Below are 18,197 nucleotides of genomic sequence, written 5' to 3'. Positions count from 1 at the left end.
TTAAATGACCTTAATAGTCAGGTGAATTGAAAAAGTGTGATCATTTTCATCGATGATCAGTTCATGTTTATCGGGATAGAGTATCTCCAGGCGCTTTTTTATATTGACCAGCCCGATCCCGCCCACCTCCTGATGAATAGGGGGATTGGCTTTCGTGTTGTGCATGTATATATTCAGCTTATCTTTTCCCGGACTGGTAATTTTCATAAATACAGTAGATTCCGGCTGCACCCCAACGGCTGAATGTTTTATTGCATTTTCCATAAAGGGTATCAATAACAGGGATTCTATTTCCGCCTGGCAATCCACTTCATTAATGATCTCTATAGGCAGATCCTGCTCAAACCGCAATTGAAACAGCTCTATATAGGCATATAAAACGTTTAATTCCTTTTGCAGATTTACTTTTCCGGAACTTTCATATAACATATAGCGTAGCAGGTCAGATAACCGCATCAGGGCCGTTTCCGCTTTATCAGATTTAATCACGATAAGGGAATAAATATTATTCAACGTGTTAAACAAAAAATGCGGATTCATTTGCGCTTTCAGGAAACGAAGCTCTAATTGCAGGTGGAGATTTTCTAACTCGATGGCCCTTGCCCGCTCAATTTCATAATTTAACGACAACCGCAGCAGAAAGGCAAAGGCGGCAATAAAGATCTCGGCAAAAAGAACGCCGCCCAATCCGGCTTTCCCATTCAGATAATGTGCCGCCAATACATAGGAACCATCAGTAAACTGGTGTTCAATTAAACCCCTCAGGTAGGTTAATACTATTATCAGAGTCAGTAAACCAGCAGCCAGCAGCTTGTTATTTTTATTATAGTAACGGGGGACCAGGAAGCTGTAAACGACGTAAAAGTTGGTGAGGTGGCAGCCCATCAATAATGCTGAGTAAAGCCCCACACTTTCCTTATGTTGATTTGTAGCCGCCACATATATCACCAGTAAGAGGCTGGTAAGCCAGAATAGAAACTGGGTGATAAATGCGATAGATAAGAACCATCTGGGGCGTGGCAGCTTCATATTCAAATGTACTAAATCATTTATGTGTAACCGGTCCCTGGTTTTTGCAAAATTGACCTGACTCTCAAAGCCCGCAAGCACGTTTTTCACCATTATTACTGTATTAATTTTCAACCTTTCGGAGATTTGGCAATTTTAGTGTAGATTTGCCGCCCGAACTTCGGATTCGGTTTAAAAAAGCATTAAAACTGGTCTCGTAGTACAATGGATAGTACGCAAGTCTCCGGAACTTGATATTCCAGTTCGATTCTGGACGAGACCACTCTCTAAGTTCAATTGTAGTAACGAAAGTTTAATTGCCCGTATAAAATCTTGATTTTGTACGGGTTTTTTGTTTTTGGGCGACAAAGATTAACATGGGTTTACCTGTTCATACAACCGCTTCGAGGGAGCATGAAGGGAGCAGAGCATAATTTTTTATTTTGCTCCCTCCAAGTTCCGAAACCCTTGCTGCGATTGGGTTTGACCGAAAAAAGTAAGTGAAGAGAGGACTTGAGCGATGGAAACAATATTCGGTTAACAAAAATTTGTTTGTATGAAGAAGGGAAATCAAAACCTATTTATCCTGTTCCGGCTTTTCAAGGGCCGTGGGAAGAACGGCAAATCAGCCATTTATTTACGCTTTACCATTAATCAGAAACGGGTTGAATTATCAACCAATCTTTACGTTGATCCCAAAGCCTGGGATTCAGAAGGACAATTAGTAAAAGGCAAAACTGAAGAAGTCCAAACCATTAACAGACGGCTTACCCTTATTAAAGCTGACCTCCACAAGAAGTACTTACAATTAGAAGCACTAGGTAAACCCATTACCGCAGAGATCCTGAAGAACCTATACCTGGGCATTGATGAAAACCAGAAGCATGTACAGGACGTGATGAACTTCTATTATGACCGATTTGCCGAAAAAGTAGGCAGCGGACAGAAATCGAAAAGCTCCCTTAATTGTGTACACACCACCCGCGAAAAAGTGAAGCAGTTTTTAAAGCATCAATTCAAGCGTACAGATATGCTGCTGCGGGAAATAAAGCCATCCTTTGCAGGAGACTTTGAGCATTTTTTAATGACGCATGAAAAAGGATGCAGCAATACCGCTATGAAGTATATCCGCATATTTAAGCGGATCTTAAAATTTGCCGTTGACCAGGGATGGCTTGCTGTGCATCCGTTGGCCAGTTTCAAATGCACCTACAAGGAACCACCGCGTGAAAGGCTGACGATGGAAGAAGTAACCGCCATTTACGCGAAAGAAATCGAAATGGACCGGTTAGGTGAGGTAAGAGATGTATTTATCTTTTCCTGTTATACCGGCTTTGCTTACCAGGATGTATTCAGTTTAACACCTGATGATATTATAACCGGCATAGATGGTGAAAAATGGATTGTAAAGAATCGCGCCAAAACCAGTACACCGGAACGGGTTCCTCTCCTACCCATTGCGCTTGATATACTGGACAAATACAAAAACCATCCCTGGTGCATCAATAAGAACCGTTTACTGCCGGTAAACAGCAACCAATGCTATAATGGCTACCTGAAAGAAATAGCGATTATATGTGGTATTAAAAAGCATTTAACCACCCACATGGCGCGGCATACGTTTGCCACCACCATCACCCTTGAACATGATGTACCTATTGAAACGGTGAGCCAGCTCCTTGGACATAAGAGCATCAAGACAACGCAGATATATGCTAAGGTAAGTCAGAAGAAGGTGAGCCAGAATATGAAGGCGTTGAGGGAGAAGTTGGATGCAGAAAAGAATTGTCTACCTTAAATAAAAGTTAACTACTTTAAATAATCAGGTTACCCCATCATTAGAGGTAACCTGATTATTTAATATTGCTAATAATTCAAGGCGTCTGAGCTGCATTAGCCGCTATTATTTGAGTATTAACGTGTGTATTGGGTTGCTGTTGTTGAACTATGCTAGGTTTTGATTTTATTTCTAATAGAAGGTCAAACAATATACTGAAATGCTTGAATTCATCATCGGGGAAGCTGTTACATTCCCTTTCGAGTTTCCTCTTTAAATGATCTTTTGTAACTATTGACGAAAGGTTTTTAAAGGTATCTAACACATACTTTGTAAGTAACTGTTTACTAAAATAATCTTCAATGTTAAAATTATCATCACCCCTATAAAATTTTCTTTTAGGGAATACTGCTACATAAACGGAATCTTTAGTTCTATATTTACCGAAATTGGTGTTATTATAAGGATTCCTTTGTCTTTCAAAAATCTTATTTATAGAATCCCAGCCGGCTTTATCTGCGTCAAACAAGGCAATAATATGCTGTCCAAAAGCAGGCTTAAATTTACTTATCACTAATTTAACTCCATCGGCCCCTCCACATGGCAGGAACTCAAATCTTAAATTTGAATACCTTGGATTAGATTGTTGCAAGACTTCTAAGGCTTTTCGAATAAATGTTTCGTCGGACTTGCCTTCTACAAGTAGAATATCATTTTGGGATGACAAAAAAATATTCTGCTCCTGATAACTCCAAATACCTTTAGTCAATTCATAAACAATTTCCTGCTTTTCTTTACTCTCAATTTGCGCATCATTGTTTTGCTTTTTAGTCAGCATCACAATATGCTTCAAATCAAAATTATGAGTAAGTGTTGGAGAATGCGTTGTGATTATGTTCTCACGATTTACATATTTACAAATTAGACTTCGAATATCTTCTTTTCTTGAAAGATGAATATGACTATCTGGCTCATCTAATAATATAAGAGAATTTTCATCAGCAACAACTTCCAATATTAACACAAGCAAAAGAAATTTCTTTTCCCCTTCACTCAAATCATCCGAGTCTAAACTATTATTGTAAACAAAATCAATTTTTGTGATTAACTTATCATCTTTGGGCATGAAAGACGCAGCTAAATATCTAAATAAATCCTTTTCATTCAGGTGATTTGTCTGGCCCTTAAAATCATTCAGACTCATTGGAACTACTTCATCACTATTAGGATTAATAGCCGAAATAAATGCGGTAATTGGATTTGGGTTTTTTAAATAATCACGAATTTTATCAGTATCAAAAGTGAACTTTATTTGCTTAATAGTATTTATAGCCAATGTCTTTTGACAAAAATCCCTAATATCGGTGAAGACGTCGAAATCATGAAAGTGTAATATTAATAGAGCAATATTCCAATAATATTTATTTACATAGACCATTCTTGAATTTGGCAAAGTAGCCCCCCGTATCGCTTTTATATATTCTTCATAAAATGGCCAATAGTATTTTTTCCAAATTCGGTTCTCTTCTCCACTATAGGAGCATATCACTTGGCTTGGTAAATACTCATTTCTTATATTTTCAGCATTTCCGTTGACACGAAAATCATACTCCCCATCTTCATATGTTATTGAAACATCATAGTTATTTATTTCGTAATCGATACTATAATTAAATGAAGGATTAAATCTTCTATCATACAACCCCGCAAAAATGCTGCTAATAGCTTCTAAAATATTACTCTTTCCGCTTCCATTATTTCCTATTAAAACCGTTGTGCCGGATCTATTAGAAAAATCTATAACAAAATCAACCAGGTTTTTAAATCTACTTTTAATCTCAAGTTGTTTTAATTTCATAAGTTAAAAAAGCTTTTTTTCAAATTCTTTTTTTGCAATCGTTAATTTTTTCTCGGACTCGGCTATAGTTTTCTTTAACTCAGATATCTCACCTACAAGCAATATTTGTTGTTCAATCGGTGGCATCGGAATTTTTGCGTTTAAAAACAAGGTTTCATTTAATCTTTGCCGATTGGTAGTGCCACTACTAAACTTTTTACAAAAGTCAATAAAGGATTTCGTAGAAATAATTAGTTCTAGATATTCCGGCAAAATAATAGATTTATCAATTGTGTACGTTAGAAAATCCGGCGTTACAATTGCACCATCTAAATCATCAGGGATAATACCCATAGCCCCATGCCTGGCATCTATTTTAGAAATTGCAAATTGACCTTTTTTGATCACAACCTGACGCTTAGTCCCAATCTTTGATCCTATAACTGTATCTCTTAATTGAATGCCATTATTATTGATTTTTATTGTAATTCGCTTATAAAGCGTATTATCATCTACCTTGACAAAATCGTTATTTTTCTTCAAAAAAGTGTTTAAATGAACACTATTATAATTGGTGTTATAATTTTGAAAAGATGTATCAAAATTGTGAGCAACACTCCAATTAATTAACTCAGAATATAAGCAGATTTTTATGAGATTAAAGTTTGGTTCAAGGTATTTATCAAGCACAAAACTCTTAAACTCCTGACTAGCCTGCGGAAATTCATTTCCATCTGAATACGTTCCATTTGAATTTATCCCTGCATTTGTAATATTCGTAAGAACTAACCTGTAATCTTTCCCTGATTTTTCTAGCTTTCTGTTTCTTTCGATAACCTCATCAGAATATTTTTCTAGAAATAGAATACTTGGTTTAATTGTTGCGCCAGATGAAATAAATACATCTTGCGGTATTGAAGTAATATTAATAATTTTTGCTCGACTTTCCACATATTCTCTTATTTTTTGTAACCCATTATTATTCATAACTCCCTCTGGTAAAACAATTCCTAGTCTCCCTCCTGGCTTAAGTAAATTTAAACATCTCTCTAAAAAAAGAACTTCTGTTAAACTACTCATCTTACCGGTTTCAAAAAGACTTAAAATTGGCTTACCAACATTAGAATCAATCTGTTTCAACGCAGTTTCATATTTATCTCCGTATCGACTAATATATCCTTTTATCTTTTTAGCATCAGTAAACCTGTCTTGTTCAGTTATGCGTAGGGACTCCTCCACACGAGCCCCAAAAGGGGGATTAGTTAAGATTATATCAAACCGATTTTCAAAAATTCCATTTACATTTAATAACCCATCATGGTGATGAACACCACCATGCCCATCGCCATGCATGATCATATTCATTTTTGCCGTCCTTGCCATTCTAGGATTAGCGTCTGTTCCATATATGCAGTTATGGGAAAGGTTGTAATATCTTCCTTTGGGGTTTTTAAGATTAAATTCTTCATTCAATAAATCAACTTTCAGTCGAATATTCTTTTCTACTTTTTCCTGCTCTTTTTGTGAAAGTGCATCATATTTAGGGTTACTATATTCTTCTTTAATTGATTTTATTTTGACTTTTATATCCTCGTCAATTTTATTTCTGACATAATCAAACGCAGTAATTAAGAATCCTCCGCTACCACAACATGGGTCACAAATCAATTCTCCTTCTTTAGGATCGAGAATGTCTACCATATAATCAACAATTGTTCTAGGCGTAAAGAACTGCCCTAACTCTCCACGAAATGTCTTTCCTAAAAATTGTTCAAAAGCAATTCCTTTCACATCATCCGAGGTATCAGATAAATTAAACGCCTCCAATTCCTCAACAATTAATTCAAAACTAGCTCGTTTTATTTTGAGTTGATCTTTAGGATCAAATATACCCTCTGTCTCGAATGCTTGTTTAGTGCTGTCGAATAGATATTGCATATAATCCTGATCAAGAATAGCAACATCCTTTTTTAATTTTGGACGAATAACTTTTTCATAATTTTTTTCATCAGTTTGAAATTTTGCTTTTGAAAAAATCATTTCCTCTGTTGAATTTTTTTCAAACATAATCTTCATAAACAAGACCTTGCTTATTTCATCAAAAGCTGCCTCGGGAGAAAGTTTATCGTTGTTCCTAATTATATTATGACAACGTGTGAGTAACTTAGTAAATTCATCTTTGGTAAAGGATTTTGTATCTTTTATATACCGCTCAACTCTTTTTTCATCCAATAAAACTTCCGCTTTAGGTATATCTATTAATTTTTCAATTTTCTTTGGGGAATTGTCTTTTTGAATATGAAAGACCTTAGTTTCTTTAAGATTGACAGCTATAAAAAAATTTGCATTGATCGTAGAAGCAAAGTTATACCCAATAGTATAATCGCTTTCTTTTATTTTAATATGCTCAGCCTTACATTCAACAGTTATTATTATGGAAGGTATTGAGTTTTTCTTTTTTTCTAATGCAGTTCCCCATATAGCAATGTCTGCTTTATATCTTTTTTTTATTTCGACATCTTGTCCAAGTTGAGAAATATCATAGCCATAGTTATTTATCAGTCGACAAATGAATTCTTGTTTCAATTTTTCCTCTTCGGAACAGGGAAGCCACTTTCCATTGAGAGGAGAAAAAATTTTACTACCCTTTATTTCTACTTGCATCAGAAACCTTTTTTTGTTGAATTGATTAATTCCCTAACGTCTACTTCTAAAAGTTTTGCTATTTCTACTAAGATGTCTATTGAAGGTTGCACTTCGTTTGTACACCACCTAGATATGGTAGTTTCATTCTTTTCTAGTTCCTCTGCCAACCATTTTCCCGTTTTCCCCTGCTCTGCTAAGACTGCTTTTATTCTATTTATAGGCTTCTTATTCATAGAAGTCTGCATTTCCTGCAAATTAATCAACATTTAAAAAACATTTTAATAAAATAACTGGGTTTTGTTAAGACTTGATAACATTAGTCAGAATACTAATTTGACGAGCAATATGTTGCATATACCCACATATATCTTTTCAACCGTTTTGTGAAAGACTTTTATTTCTAAATTATATAATCATCACCCAATAACTTCAACAACAAATAATAATTAATTGGACACAACTAATTAGAATTAAGGTGATTATCGTTCCAGGACGTCCCACCTCTTTTCATGTCTTCCCTGCGCCTTACTTTGTACGGGTAAACCTATTTGTGAGTACGTAAACAGTGATGTATGAGTGAGGTAAATAACAATGCACCGTTTCTGCTAATCCAGAAACCACAGGAGTTAATCAAGTTATTTGAGGGGTTGATTGACCGGAAGATCCGGGAAATTCGTGCTCTAACCCCAACACCACCAGCCAGTTTGGCTGGCGAATCTCCCTACCTTTCCACCAAGGATGTTCAGAAGATTTTCAACGTTAGCCGCCAGACGATTAACGACTGGCGTAAGTCGGGACTTCTACCTTCCATCAAGATCAAATCCCGGCGGTATTTCATCCGGGACCAGGTGCAGGCCCTGCAACAAAAATGGGTGTCGCCAGGGAATCAGTAAACATTTATAATCATGTAAATTTTACGCGTATGACTGCATGTGCCTTGGCTTGTGCAGAGGCGATAGAAATTGATCTGGTGGATTACCTGGTCAAACAGGGCCATCAGCCGCAAAAAATATCCCATCCCGATAATTGGTACATGTCACCGTCCCATGATGAAAGGGATAGCTTCTTCAAGGTGAACAGAAACCGGGCGTTAGGTACGAACATGGTGCCGGAGTAGATGGTGATCTGAGTGATTTCGGCACCCGGTTTTTATAACCGTTCCGTGTATGGTGTTATCGGTTGACCGTTCAAACTGGGTAAAATATTTTTTCTTTTGGCCCGCAAATGCTGATTATAAAAACGGGTAATCAGCTCCCTGTTCGTGATACATTTTCTGCTGGCCAAAAGAAAGAAATTCGGACGGTAAAATTCTAATTATAGGCGACCAGCCGATGGTTTCAAAACCACTTTTAGAGTGCCTTAAAAAAGTGACGGGAGATAGAAATTACAGACCGGTTTTGCCGGAAATTCGGCTTCCTTTTACAAGGTAAAAATCTCACCGCCATCGGCTTTAAAAATAACGCTGATAGGTACGAGTTAAAAGGTGAAAATTTCAAGTGGCGCAGCTATATAAAATACGTTTCATTTTATTGTTTCGATTAGGATCAGATCTCTATTTTTGGAGGATTCTTTAGCTCCTCAAACTACCGGATCAGCCACTGACAAATTTTCTGGTTTAGAACGGGGTCCTTTTTCAAAAAAGGGCCGGCTCAAAATAGAGCATCATCTACAACTACGTCAGTATGTAACCGGGATGCCGCCAGTGTAAAGCATGTTCTGAAGGCCTGTAAATGTAATAAGGAGAAGTACATGGTCTGAAAGCGGATAATATGAACATGATAAGGAGTTAAGCCTATGGCTTATCATAACAACAACAACCTAAGGCAAGGCCTTAGACCAGGAAGACTGCTTTAAGTTTTTAGTAGCAAGCTATGGTTTTGTCGGACCAAAACCTTTTTCCCTCATCCCGCTTTGGGGGATTCTGAAAATTCAATCGTAAAACAGTTTAAAAACAACAGGAGGAGAGATTATGAGGCAAGAGAATCAAGTTGTCAAAAACAAGGGCGGACGCCCTAAAAAGACTATTAAAAAGGATTGCAGGGTAAGCGTTAGGTGTTCCCTTATTCAACGCAAAGCCATCCAGGCAAAAGCAAAGTCGGTGAAATTTTCAGTATCGGAATACCTTTTAACAATGGGGCTGACCGGTAAAATTGACAGGCGCGAAAAAGTGTTACCAAAGGAAGTTTTACAGCTAATTGGGCTCCTGAATCACAATGCTGCAAATCTTAATCAGATCGCCAAAAAACGAAATGGTATTGAACCGTTAACTGCTTTTGACCGGGCCGAATTACTGATTCAATCTCGCGATTTGAAACAGCTTTCCGAATCGATTAAAAATTACCTGAAATGATCGGCAAAGTTATCACCGGAAATTCTTTTTACCACTGCTTTAAATACTGCCTGGAAGATAAAATTGACCTGTCTGAAGAGCAGAAATTGGAGCTGTCTAAAAGGGACAATGTACAACACAAGGAACGGGCTGAAGTGTTGTATTATAACAACTGTTTTGGCAATGTAAACGAGCTGACCAGCCAGTTCAGTGAAGTCAGCAAATTAAGCCGACGGGTAGAAAAGCCGGTGTTCCATTTCACACTTAGTCTGGCACACGGAGAAAACCTTTCAAAAAATCAACTGATAGAAATTGCCCAGGCATGTACGGCGGAATTTAAGGTAGATAAAAATCAGTATGCAGTCGTGCTGCATAAAGACACGCACGCTCAACACATCCATATTGTTGCCAACCGGGTGGGTTATGATGGTAAGGTGGCCAGCAACAGCAACAACTATCGCCAGATGGCTAACCTCTGCCGGAAACTGGAACTCAAACACAAGTTAAAACAGGTGCTAAGTCCGCGTGTATTTTTGCCAAAAGAACAGCGGCTAATACCCCGGCAAAACGTTCGCATGGATCAATTAAAAGAGAACATCCGGCAGGTGCTGCAACAGGTGAAAACATATGAGCAGTTTGAGCAGAAAATGAAATCTTTGGGTTATCAGGTGCTAAAAGGACGGGGTATTGCTTTTATTGATGACAAGAAAGTAAAGCTAAAAGGCAGCGAAGTCGGCTATTCATTAATGACGATTGAAAGATTGCTCGGTCAGAAACAAACGCATAAGCTGGTGCAAAAAACGGAGGAAAGTAACTCAAAAGAAAAGCCCAAAGAAAAGCAATCTGCCGTTTCCAATCGATCCGAAAATGCCGTTAACAAAACGAATGGAAAAATGCCAGCAAATGAAACTCATATACCATTACCTGGCACACATCAGAATCAGTTGCTGGAAGCATTGCTGAAACCGGAACATGTGGATGCGCCTAGCCCATTTTTATACAAAAAGAAAAAGAAGAAAAAACATAGGCACAGATTTTAACAGAATTATTTAAACAATAAACACTTATTTATGAACGAAGATAAATTTGAAACGCTGGAGTTGGCAATAAAAGAACAATCCGAAGAACTAGCAAAGCTCAGCCAACAAATGCAGGATCTCATTTCAATTGAAAAAACAGTAAAGAGTGAAGTGGACAGTTTTTCTAAAAAGTTAGCTACCCAAAAGATAACTGTAGAAACAGACACCCAGCCAATTCAGAAAATGATAGAAAGCGCATTTATAAAGATCAATTTTATAATCGAAAGCCAATTATATAAAAAGCAGCCCAATAACTTACAGGTGTTTTTCCAATCGGATGCCAAAAAATGGGCTGTGATACTGGTTGTTGCTGTTATATTTCTTACCTATTTGTATTGGTTCAGCATACATTGAATGGGAAGGTAGGCTTTAGCATAAGGATAAATAGAAATAAAAGTCCCGATGTGGAAACATCGGGGCTTTTGGCGTAATGGTACTGATTAGTAGTTTTATTAAAACAGCGGTGTCGGGTATTTAACTAAGTTGTTTTGCTTACTAAACCTTCCAAAATTTCAGTATCGGGTAAACCGGTCACCTCCCTTATTACCTGCATGGCGGCAGCTTTAGTAAGGTTATCGCTATTCTTTTGAATATACCGGGCAATGGTAAACTCTGTACAGCCAAGTACATCCATTAATCTGCGGCGAGTAGCCGGATTGTTTATGGCTTTAAGTGCCTCTTGACTTAGGTTCATAATTGGATAAGTTTTGATTAGAATTTAATTAATGCAGCACCTACCTTAAAAATAGCTGCAACCTGATCCAGGCTTTTTTCAATGGGCGGGTGCTTTAATTGGTCAGGGTTATCAGCAACCAGCAGGATACTATTTCCCCTTTCACCGGGATAAACCCGACGGACAATTCCCTGCCAGTTGGTGTCGATAATATAATAGTACTGGCCAGGAATAAGAGATCGATTATCGGAAAGCCGGGATATTGCTATCCGGCCCCCATTGCAAAAGGTGGGTTCCATGCTATTACCGATAATTTCAATAGATCCGTCCACGGTACCAAGACAAGGAGCATTAATACGATCAACAATCAATTCCGGTTCGTTATTGGAAAAGATCACCGTGCCACTGGCCGCGATACCATCTGATTGTGGAACCGCAGGACCTGCGCTAGTCAGGGGAATTCTTAATGTTGCTGGATGTTGTTTTACGAGTTCAAAGGTCTCTTCATCCAGATTACTTTCCATCTTATCCAGGTAACCCTTCAGTTTATAATATTCTTCAATACTACTTGGCTTTGTCCCCTTCTCCCATTTATATAATGTCTCCTTTGCTATACCGGTTGCCGAAGCAATAATTGGCATCTTAGTGTTTGACAGAATCCTGTATTCTCTTAGTCGAATACCAATATCTTTCATATCTCTATTTAATGATAGTGCTGGATCGAATTTTAAAGGTTATAGGTCGGCTTGCTGGGTTTCGTTTAACTTATTCACCCTATTTCTTTTCCTTTTCTGCCTACGCCGATGCTTATGTAGCTTATTTTTCATGACATATGCCAATTCAATAATCGCTTCTACTTTTTCATAGAAATAAATATGATTATTACGATCAAGCGGCTCAATGGCTACACTGCGTTGACTGGAAAGGACTTCCGTAAGCCATTCCCATAGTGTTTGGCGGACCTCATTTAAATGATAGCATTCGAAAAAATCGTCCAGCACCAGCAGAGGATCTTTTTTCTGCTCTTTAGTAAGGCGTAATGGCTGGTTGTACCATTGAGGGTGTTTGTTGAAGGTTTTACCAGAAAAGGATATCCCAGGACGGGAATTGTTTAATGGCTCATTCATGTGAAATGATTTTAAGTTACATGAAATGGTTAATGAGCCTGCAGAAGAAAAAAGGTGCAGGACTCTACGTTGTTGTCCCCTGGCACGACCAAGCGCCATAGACCAAAACAACGCGAGCCCACGCACCTATGCCGTGAGCCTCGCCGTTGCCTTGTGGTCTTGGAATTGGTCGTTTCGGGGACCAAGGCTATTGCGTTGCAATTCATTATGTTATGAACTGCAAATTAATGCTCTTACAATAAAAAGTCGGTATTTATTTCTTGTAAAGATAGGAATTATTATTCATCGTACCTCTATAGATGTACAATAATTTTTAAGATTTAGTACAACTTTCCTGCATGAACGATAGCCAGGAAGATAAAATATTAAAGGAATTCGGAAAGAAACTCGAAAAGCTTAGAAAGGCAAAAAAGTTAAGCTATAGGAACTTCGCATATGCCGCAGATTTGTCCGTTAGTTATATACAGAAATTAGAAGCGGGTGATTCCAACCCCTCATATACAACCCTTTTGAAATTAGCGGAGGCTTTAAATGTGGAGTTGAATGAATTTGCGATTAAATGACCGATCTGCTCTCCAACTCTCTTATTTTTTTATCAACTACTTTTGCCAAGGTCCATAATTTTGACTTTCGTGCTATCTCTGATAAATTAATAAGATTCTTTATCAGTTCCTTCAATTGACCCTCATCCCTATAATAATAAATGCCTTTATCCTTATAATTGTCAAGTTCTTCCTCCCAACTACTTTTACTCTTGCCATTAACAGCATGAAACAGCTCAGCCGCAGACTCCAATTTGTTAGGTTTCCAATAATCGATCCATTCTATCTTCCCTTTTTCGGCAAGTAGATCGAAAAGGATCAGAAGTTGCTTTTTTGAAAGCACCCCTGTTTGCTTTCCCTTCAACTCATTTGTGCCGGAAAGAGCAGTGCTGTTATATTCAGTAAAATAATGGCAAGTATTGTTGTAAACGTTATGTTCCAGGTGATTATGAACAAAGGTTATTTCCGGGATTACATTATTCCCGGCACCGTTAATTTGATCAACTGCATTGGATAGTGCTTTTTCAAAATCAATCTCAGTGGCGGTTAAAAACTCCTGCAATATAGAATGACTGTGATTGATTAGCTGTTTATTTAATTCTTCCACTGACAATGGAGGGTATCGCTCCCCCAGGGTAAAAATATAGTACAAAACAGCTATTATGCAGGAAAAGCCATATTTAATATGGTGTAGCGCACGGTAATGTGCGATGTACACCAATGATAAAGAAAGTTGAGTATCGGCCGTGTTTTTAGTTTTAAAGAGCTGGTATAGCCTATAGTGGCCTAATAAACGCTGAGAAATGTCTTGGCTATACCATCCTGACCATTCCAGGAACCGGCACCCTAACGGGCTGGTTATGCGGTTCAATTTATCCTTCATGGCGTAATCCCGATCCGGTGATTTCACGGGGTGCAACACACTTAAATCCATACTTCACAGTTTTGATATTGAATTTACGGAAAGTTGTGTGACTGGAGGTAAAGAAATATTAAAACATATACTACATATTCAAAGTTTGAATAGGATTACGCTAATTTCCTCCTATCAATCTTTTTTCATATATTGAAATATTCGAATCGCATTTGCATTAAAATATTATACATTAGAATACATACCTAATATCTCAAACGCTTAAATCCAGAATAATGCTATTCAAAAAAAATAAAAGACTACAACTTACTATAACAACTTACACCATTAACTACTTCTCACAAATAGATAAGATGCTTCAGGCCATGTCATTTTATGACGGCAATTTTGCAGGTTCTTTCTCTTATTTCCGTGAATACTATTTCGAGCTTATTGATAAAGAAATGAAGGTCATGACTAAGAAGGAAAAATTAAAATATTTTCAGAGTAATGAAAGAACTGATAGAAAAGTGATTGTAGCGTTATCTAATGTTCTAAAAGAAGAGGTATTTAGTAATTACCTTAAAAAAATGTACTCAGAAGAAGAACAAAAAGAAATAAGTAAAGACATAGAAAATTATCAAAAAAGATTTCCGTTAGGGTAGCGCCATTAACCTACCACAGAAAGAAACCATAAAAGCTCACTTACAGGGATCAGTTGCAAATTTTTACAATTAATAAATTATCGACGATAAATGAGACCCCATATAATCGCCTTATTCGCTTTAACTTCTTTCTTATCTACTTCCTGTACTAATAAACGTATTGAACATAAAAAGCAGCCAGGATACTTCCCGGTAAAAGAAATCGATTTCTTCAATGCTACTATCCGAATTAGTCCTAGTGAAAATACAAACCTGTCAGATTATATAAATCTAGGTATGTTTGGCGATCTTAACCCGAGTATGTTGAAAACTCCCGAACCACTATTCGCCGCTGCAACAAGAATGAGAGAAGAATTTGATTATATAGCATATGAATATTGGAGTGATTCGAACCGAATTGAACTTTGGAAATCAAAAAAAGAAAAAGGGAAACCACTATTAATTTCGTACCCTAGAAGATTGGAATCATCTAAAATTATTATACCAGAAATCCACAAATTAATAACTGATAAATGGTACGAAAGTCATAAAGGGAAAAATCCAATAATAATGATTCTAGATCATAATAGTGAAATAGCGGTTGAAGTATATTTGAATAACGATATAATTAATTATATAGAATGGACGAAAGAATTTTAGCCACGGAGTACAACACACTTAAATCCATACTTCACATTTTTATAACTGAAATTACGGAAAGTTGTGTGAATCGTTGTAAAGTAAATTAAGAAGTAAGCAATAATCAAAAAGTTGAATAATGTAGGTTTACTGGCTTTACCGCTTCTTGCGGGGTTTGATATAATACAAAAACAATAGAATTGCATTTCACATAATTCATATGTTTTTGACGAACAAAGCAATATATCTCACTTATGTTGAGTTCTTATAAGATACCATTTGGCTAATTTACTTTTTATAACTATTTTATAAGCGCTTTAAATTTTCTGTTTTTATAATTACTTAATATATACCCTAACCAAAGCATATGCGTAATCTGATAAGAGAAAAAAGAAAAATCTCAATTGAATATAAAAGAATAACTCCAGAAGTTATTAGAAGATTGGCAACGATTGTTGATAATGAAGTAAAACTTGAAATTCAAAACAATAGGGAAACTAGTTGCTATTTCCTGTATAGTGTTGACGCAGCCGATGACTCATCATATGAAAGCCAAACAATTTCAATTTTTGAAGAGAAAGAGCTTATTGAACAAAAAGTCATTTCGCAAGTTAATATGCGCTTTAATTTGATTGATAACTCTAAAAATATTGAAATTCAACTACAACATGTAAATGACGATAAAAACAATGGTAATTATGTTTTAGTAAGTGGTGATGACCCAACGTGGGTAAATGGAGTTACAACCCGAATTAATGAAATCATATCTCTTACGGAATTCCAACCTAAAACTAGTAATTTAATTAATGTAAGTGTTGTTGTTGTCGGCATTTTAATCATGGTCCTGTATTTCCGCTTATTTCATTATCCAATCCAAAAATATAATGATAACTTGGCTACTATTATCTTTTTAGTGATATCGATTTTAACCCTATGGGGCGGCAGTTCTTTAATCAATTATCTTCAGGAAATGTATCCATTAGTAGAATTACAGACTGGATCTAACTATTTACAAATCCCTCGGGAAAAGAGGAAGACCATAAATTTAATCCTAGTAACAATTGTAGTTCCTCTTCTCCTTGCATTAATTTACGATGTAATAAAGCATTATGCAATTAAGTAGATAAAATATTATCTACCTTCGATCTCCTCAAGTTCTCCTATTTACTGCATTTTTCAAGGTGACCATCGAGGTAAGTCCCCCGAGCCACCGGTATAAATCATTGATTACGTGCGGGTATTCGCGTTACAAATAGTCTGGACGAGACCACTCTCTAAGTTCAGATTGTAGTAACGAAAGTTTAATTACCCGTATAAAATATTGATTTTGTACGGGTTTTTTGTTTTTGGGGGACAGCCTTTGACTTGGATTGAGTTCTGTTGAATGAGATTTCGGCCCTAGCAAACCAATGCGGTTGCTGGGTAGTTTACGACGATTGGCACGAAGAAACTACAGTTGATTTGAAAACCTGGAAGGAAATATATTCAGGTCGAAGTATATAATCCCTGAGTAGCAGCTATTCGATTATATGTTTTGTGTCAATTAAATGCTTGCTCACAAAAGCTAAATCTGGAAATTTCTCTGCATTCTTGCTTTTTTCAATTCTAATTGGCAATTCTTCCAAATAATATTCAAGTAATTCATCAGCATTATTTAAGTAAGAATATCCATCAAGCTCTACTGTTGGAATGAGCATCATTGAACCTACCAGTTCTATGTTAATATTCTCATCAATATACTTACAACTAATCATCCTCACATTTACAGCATAGGTCAGGTTTTTCCATGAACCGAAACGTGTGCCAAATAATTTCCCGTTTTCAAAATCGTCTAATCCGGGCTTTGTATCCTTATAATATTCAAGAAGCGTCAAGTCATAATACTTGTTGAATTTTCTTGAAATAAGAACAGCTAAGTATTTGCCACCACAAAGAACGCTTAAGCAATCGCCCTTTCTATATTTTACCAATTTACCGTGTACTTTATCCGGGGATGTATCTTTAATTTTTTTCATGAGCAGCGTCCTGGTTTTCTGATGTCGTTCAATCTATCTTTCATCCTATAATCACGAACAGGTGACTTAACGAGGTGCAACACACTCAAATCTATACGTCTGTTTTATTTAAAATTAAGGAAAGCCTGGTGAATTATAAGTCTTCTTTATTAATATGTATATTGGGCATCATAACTAACCCACCATGAGTTTTTCTCTTTTCGAACATTTATCTTTCCACGATTCGACCACCCTGGAAGTAAAAGAAGATACCAAAAACCAGACGCTGGACTTTCTGCTTAGATATCCGGTTGACTGGAAAAATTATGTGTTTGAAAAAAAAATACTTCGATTTATAGACGCAATCGTTTACATTAAAAAGGAAATTCCTTTTGAGGGACTACCTTCTATCATGGACATTAAGCTGCTAAATTCGCCTAAGCACACCTACACATTTGCCGATGGGGTAACCGTAAGCTCTAAATACAAGGTTGAAATCGAGACAAATGAAGGCAGTCGATTTATAGAATTCAATGATGCTGAATTGCTGGATATCTAACTAAGAACGTTTTCAACTTTACAATCCGAAACAATGGACTATTATTTATTATCTCTAAAGCATCTTGTCAATGAATTCTTAGAAACTGAAGATAAAGAATCAATTCAATTCATAAGCATAAATTTCAATACTGAGCCGGCTCCTTTTAAAGGCTGGTTTGTCATATCAGAAGCACAAAAAATAGTTATTCCCAGTAATATGACTTCTGAACTGGTCATACTCATAACATTTACTTATTTAACACCTGGCGGGAAGAAGTTAGAAGCTCTTATGTCTACAAATAAGGCGCTCGATAAATTCGATCATAGATTGGAGGGAAAGTCTTCAACATATGTCATGAAAACGGGCAATGACGTAGAACTAATTGAGTCTACCATTCAGGAAATAGTCGAGAACATTTTTCCTTCTGTATCAAAACAGGAAATTCAGGTTAGTATGCACAGAACAGGTGGAATATTGGGATATTTAACAGATCCTGGATGAATAAATC

21 protein-coding genes and 1 tRNA gene are annotated in these 18,197 nt (G+C 36.6%); 13 read left to right on the top strand and 9 right to left on the bottom strand.

Features of this window, described 5'->3' with window-relative positions; genetic code table 11:
• The gene (locus J7I42_RS08225) at window positions 1-1,029 is read right to left on the bottom strand and encodes a sensor histidine kinase (RefSeq protein ID WP_209138292.1); all 1,029 of its coding nucleotides are present in this window, start codon (window positions 1,027-1,029) and stop codon (window positions 1-3) included.
• Between the two features lie 190 nt (window positions 1,030-1,219).
• On the opposite strand from J7I42_RS08225, the gene J7I42_RS08220 reads away from it, so the two are divergent.
• Together J7I42_RS08220 and J7I42_RS08215 are read left to right on the top strand one after the other, a co-directional pair.
• A tRNA-Arg gene (locus J7I42_RS08220) sits at window positions 1,220-1,291 on the top strand.
• 273 nt (window positions 1,292-1,564) lie between these two features.
• The gene (locus J7I42_RS08215) at window positions 1,565-2,806 is read left to right on the top strand and encodes a site-specific integrase (protein ID WP_209138291.1); all 1,242 of its coding nucleotides are present in this window, start codon (window positions 1,565-1,567) and stop codon (window positions 2,804-2,806) included.
• Window positions 2,807-2,882: 76 nt separating this feature from the next.
• On the opposite strand, the gene J7I42_RS08210 is transcribed toward J7I42_RS08215, so the two are convergent.
• The 3 genes from J7I42_RS08210 to J7I42_RS08200 are packed head-to-tail and all read right to left on the bottom strand — an operon-like array spanning window position 2,883 to window position 7,534.
• Window positions 2,883-4,643 carry an ATP-dependent nuclease gene (locus J7I42_RS08210; protein ID WP_209138290.1) on the bottom strand — a complete coding sequence of 587 codons (1,761 nt, stop codon included), beginning with the start codon at window positions 4,641-4,643 and terminating at the stop codon, window positions 2,883-2,885.
• Window positions 4,644-4,646: 3 nt separating this feature from the next.
• Window positions 4,647-7,286: an N-6 DNA methylase gene (locus J7I42_RS08205; RefSeq protein ID WP_209138289.1), complete on the bottom strand. Its 2,640-nt coding sequence runs from the start codon at window positions 7,284-7,286 to the stop codon at window positions 4,647-4,649.
• Entirely contained in the window at window positions 7,286-7,534 is a 249-nt protein-coding gene (locus tag J7I42_RS08200; protein WP_236065403.1) for a helix-turn-helix transcriptional regulator, read from the bottom strand. The genes J7I42_RS08205 and J7I42_RS08200 overlap by 1 nt, the downstream gene beginning before the upstream one ends.
• 306 nt (window positions 7,535-7,840) lie before the next feature.
• Here J7I42_RS08200 and J7I42_RS08195 point away from each other — a divergent pair, with 306 nt between their 5' ends.
• The 5 genes from J7I42_RS08195 (at window position 7,841) to J7I42_RS08175 (ending at window position 11,030) form a co-directional block, all read left to right on the top strand.
• On the top strand, window positions 7,841-8,161 hold the full coding sequence (locus J7I42_RS08195; protein ID WP_209138288.1) for a helix-turn-helix domain-containing protein: 321 nt from the start codon (window positions 7,841-7,843) through the stop codon (window positions 8,159-8,161).
• Between the two features lie 29 nt (window positions 8,162-8,190).
• Entirely contained in the window at window positions 8,191-8,385 is a 195-nt protein-coding gene (locus tag J7I42_RS08190) for a hypothetical protein (protein WP_209138287.1), read from the top strand.
• An 852-nt stretch (window positions 8,386-9,237) separates the two neighbouring features.
• Window positions 9,238-9,618 carry a plasmid mobilization protein gene (locus tag J7I42_RS08185; RefSeq protein WP_378570598.1) on the top strand — a complete coding sequence of 127 codons (381 nt, stop codon included), beginning with the start codon at window positions 9,238-9,240 and terminating at the stop codon, window positions 9,616-9,618.
• Window positions 9,615-10,637, top strand: a complete 1,023-nt coding sequence (locus J7I42_RS08180) for a relaxase/mobilization nuclease domain-containing protein (protein ID WP_209138285.1) — start codon at window positions 9,615-9,617, stop codon at window positions 10,635-10,637. The genes J7I42_RS08185 and J7I42_RS08180 overlap by 4 nt, the downstream gene beginning before the upstream one ends.
• Window positions 10,638-10,667: 30 nt before the next feature.
• A complete protein-coding gene (locus tag J7I42_RS08175) occupies window positions 10,668-11,030 on the top strand; it encodes a hypothetical protein (RefSeq protein WP_209138284.1) in 363 nt (120 codons plus the stop codon).
• Between the two features lie 124 nt (window positions 11,031-11,154).
• Here J7I42_RS08175 and J7I42_RS08170 read toward each other — a convergent pair whose 3' ends face one another.
• Genes J7I42_RS08170 through J7I42_RS08160 form a run of 3 tightly spaced genes read right to left on the bottom strand, consistent with a single transcriptional unit; the run spans window position 11,155 to window position 12,476 of the window.
• Window positions 11,155-11,370, bottom strand: coding sequence for a hypothetical protein (locus J7I42_RS08170; protein WP_209138283.1), 216 nt, complete (start codon window positions 11,368-11,370; stop codon window positions 11,155-11,157).
• 17 nt (window positions 11,371-11,387) lie between these two features.
• Entirely contained in the window at window positions 11,388-12,044 is a 657-nt protein-coding gene (locus J7I42_RS08165; RefSeq protein WP_209138282.1) for a helix-turn-helix transcriptional regulator, read from the bottom strand.
• A gap of 39 nt (window positions 12,045-12,083) precedes the next feature.
• Window positions 12,084-12,476, bottom strand: coding sequence for a hypothetical protein (locus J7I42_RS08160; protein WP_209138281.1), 393 nt, complete (start codon window positions 12,474-12,476; stop codon window positions 12,084-12,086).
• Window positions 12,477-12,814: 338 nt separating this feature from the next.
• Here J7I42_RS08160 and J7I42_RS08155 point away from each other — a divergent pair, with 338 nt between their 5' ends.
• Complete coding sequence (locus tag J7I42_RS08155) at window positions 12,815-13,039, top strand: helix-turn-helix domain-containing protein (protein ID WP_209138280.1); 225 nt, start codon at window positions 12,815-12,817, stop codon at window positions 13,037-13,039.
• Here J7I42_RS08155 and J7I42_RS08150 read toward each other — a convergent pair.
• A complete protein-coding gene (locus J7I42_RS08150) occupies window positions 13,032-13,952 on the bottom strand; it encodes a hypothetical protein (RefSeq protein WP_209138279.1) in 921 nt (306 codons plus the stop codon). The two genes, J7I42_RS08155 and J7I42_RS08150, sit on opposite strands and share 8 nt — an antisense overlap.
• Before the next feature lie 215 nt (window positions 13,953-14,167).
• Here J7I42_RS08150 and J7I42_RS08145 point away from each other — a divergent pair, with 215 nt between their 5' ends.
• The 3 genes from J7I42_RS08145 to J7I42_RS08135 all read left to right on the top strand — a co-directional run bounded on the left by J7I42_RS08145 (window position 14,168) and on the right by J7I42_RS08135 (window position 16,277).
• The gene (locus J7I42_RS08145; RefSeq protein WP_209138278.1) at window positions 14,168-14,536 is read left to right on the top strand and encodes a hypothetical protein; all 369 of its coding nucleotides are present in this window, start codon (window positions 14,168-14,170) and stop codon (window positions 14,534-14,536) included.
• Between the two features lie 90 nt (window positions 14,537-14,626).
• Entirely contained in the window at window positions 14,627-15,175 is a 549-nt protein-coding gene (locus J7I42_RS08140; protein ID WP_209138277.1) for a hypothetical protein, read from the top strand.
• Between the two features lie 346 nt (window positions 15,176-15,521).
• Window positions 15,522-16,277: a hypothetical protein gene (locus J7I42_RS08135; RefSeq protein ID WP_209138276.1), complete on the top strand. Its 756-nt coding sequence runs from the start codon at window positions 15,522-15,524 to the stop codon at window positions 16,275-16,277.
• Between the two features lie 394 nt (window positions 16,278-16,671).
• On the opposite strand, the gene J7I42_RS08130 is transcribed toward J7I42_RS08135, so the two are convergent.
• Complete coding sequence (locus tag J7I42_RS08130; RefSeq protein ID WP_209138275.1) at window positions 16,672-17,169, bottom strand: hypothetical protein; 498 nt, start codon at window positions 17,167-17,169, stop codon at window positions 16,672-16,674.
• 184 nt (window positions 17,170-17,353) lie between these two features.
• Between J7I42_RS08130 and J7I42_RS08125 the strand changes: the two genes are divergently transcribed.
• Both J7I42_RS08125 and J7I42_RS08120 read left to right on the top strand, forming a co-directional pair.
• Window positions 17,354-17,707 carry a hypothetical protein gene (locus tag J7I42_RS08125; RefSeq protein ID WP_209138274.1) on the top strand — a complete coding sequence of 118 codons (354 nt, stop codon included), beginning with the start codon at window positions 17,354-17,356 and terminating at the stop codon, window positions 17,705-17,707.
• A gap of 33 nt (window positions 17,708-17,740) precedes the next feature.
• Window positions 17,741-18,190 carry a hypothetical protein gene (locus tag J7I42_RS08120; RefSeq protein ID WP_209138273.1) on the top strand — a complete coding sequence of 150 codons (450 nt, stop codon included), beginning with the start codon at window positions 17,741-17,743 and terminating at the stop codon, window positions 18,188-18,190.
• The last annotated feature ends 7 nt before the right edge of the window (window positions 18,191-18,197 follow it).

This window comes from Niastella soli (assembly GCF_017742245.1).
Classification (GTDB): domain Bacteria; phylum Bacteroidota; class Bacteroidia; order Chitinophagales; family Chitinophagaceae; genus Niastella; species Niastella soli.
The sequence above is the reverse complement of the archived record's forward strand: the minus strand, read 5'-3'. Positions and strand labels throughout refer to the sequence as shown.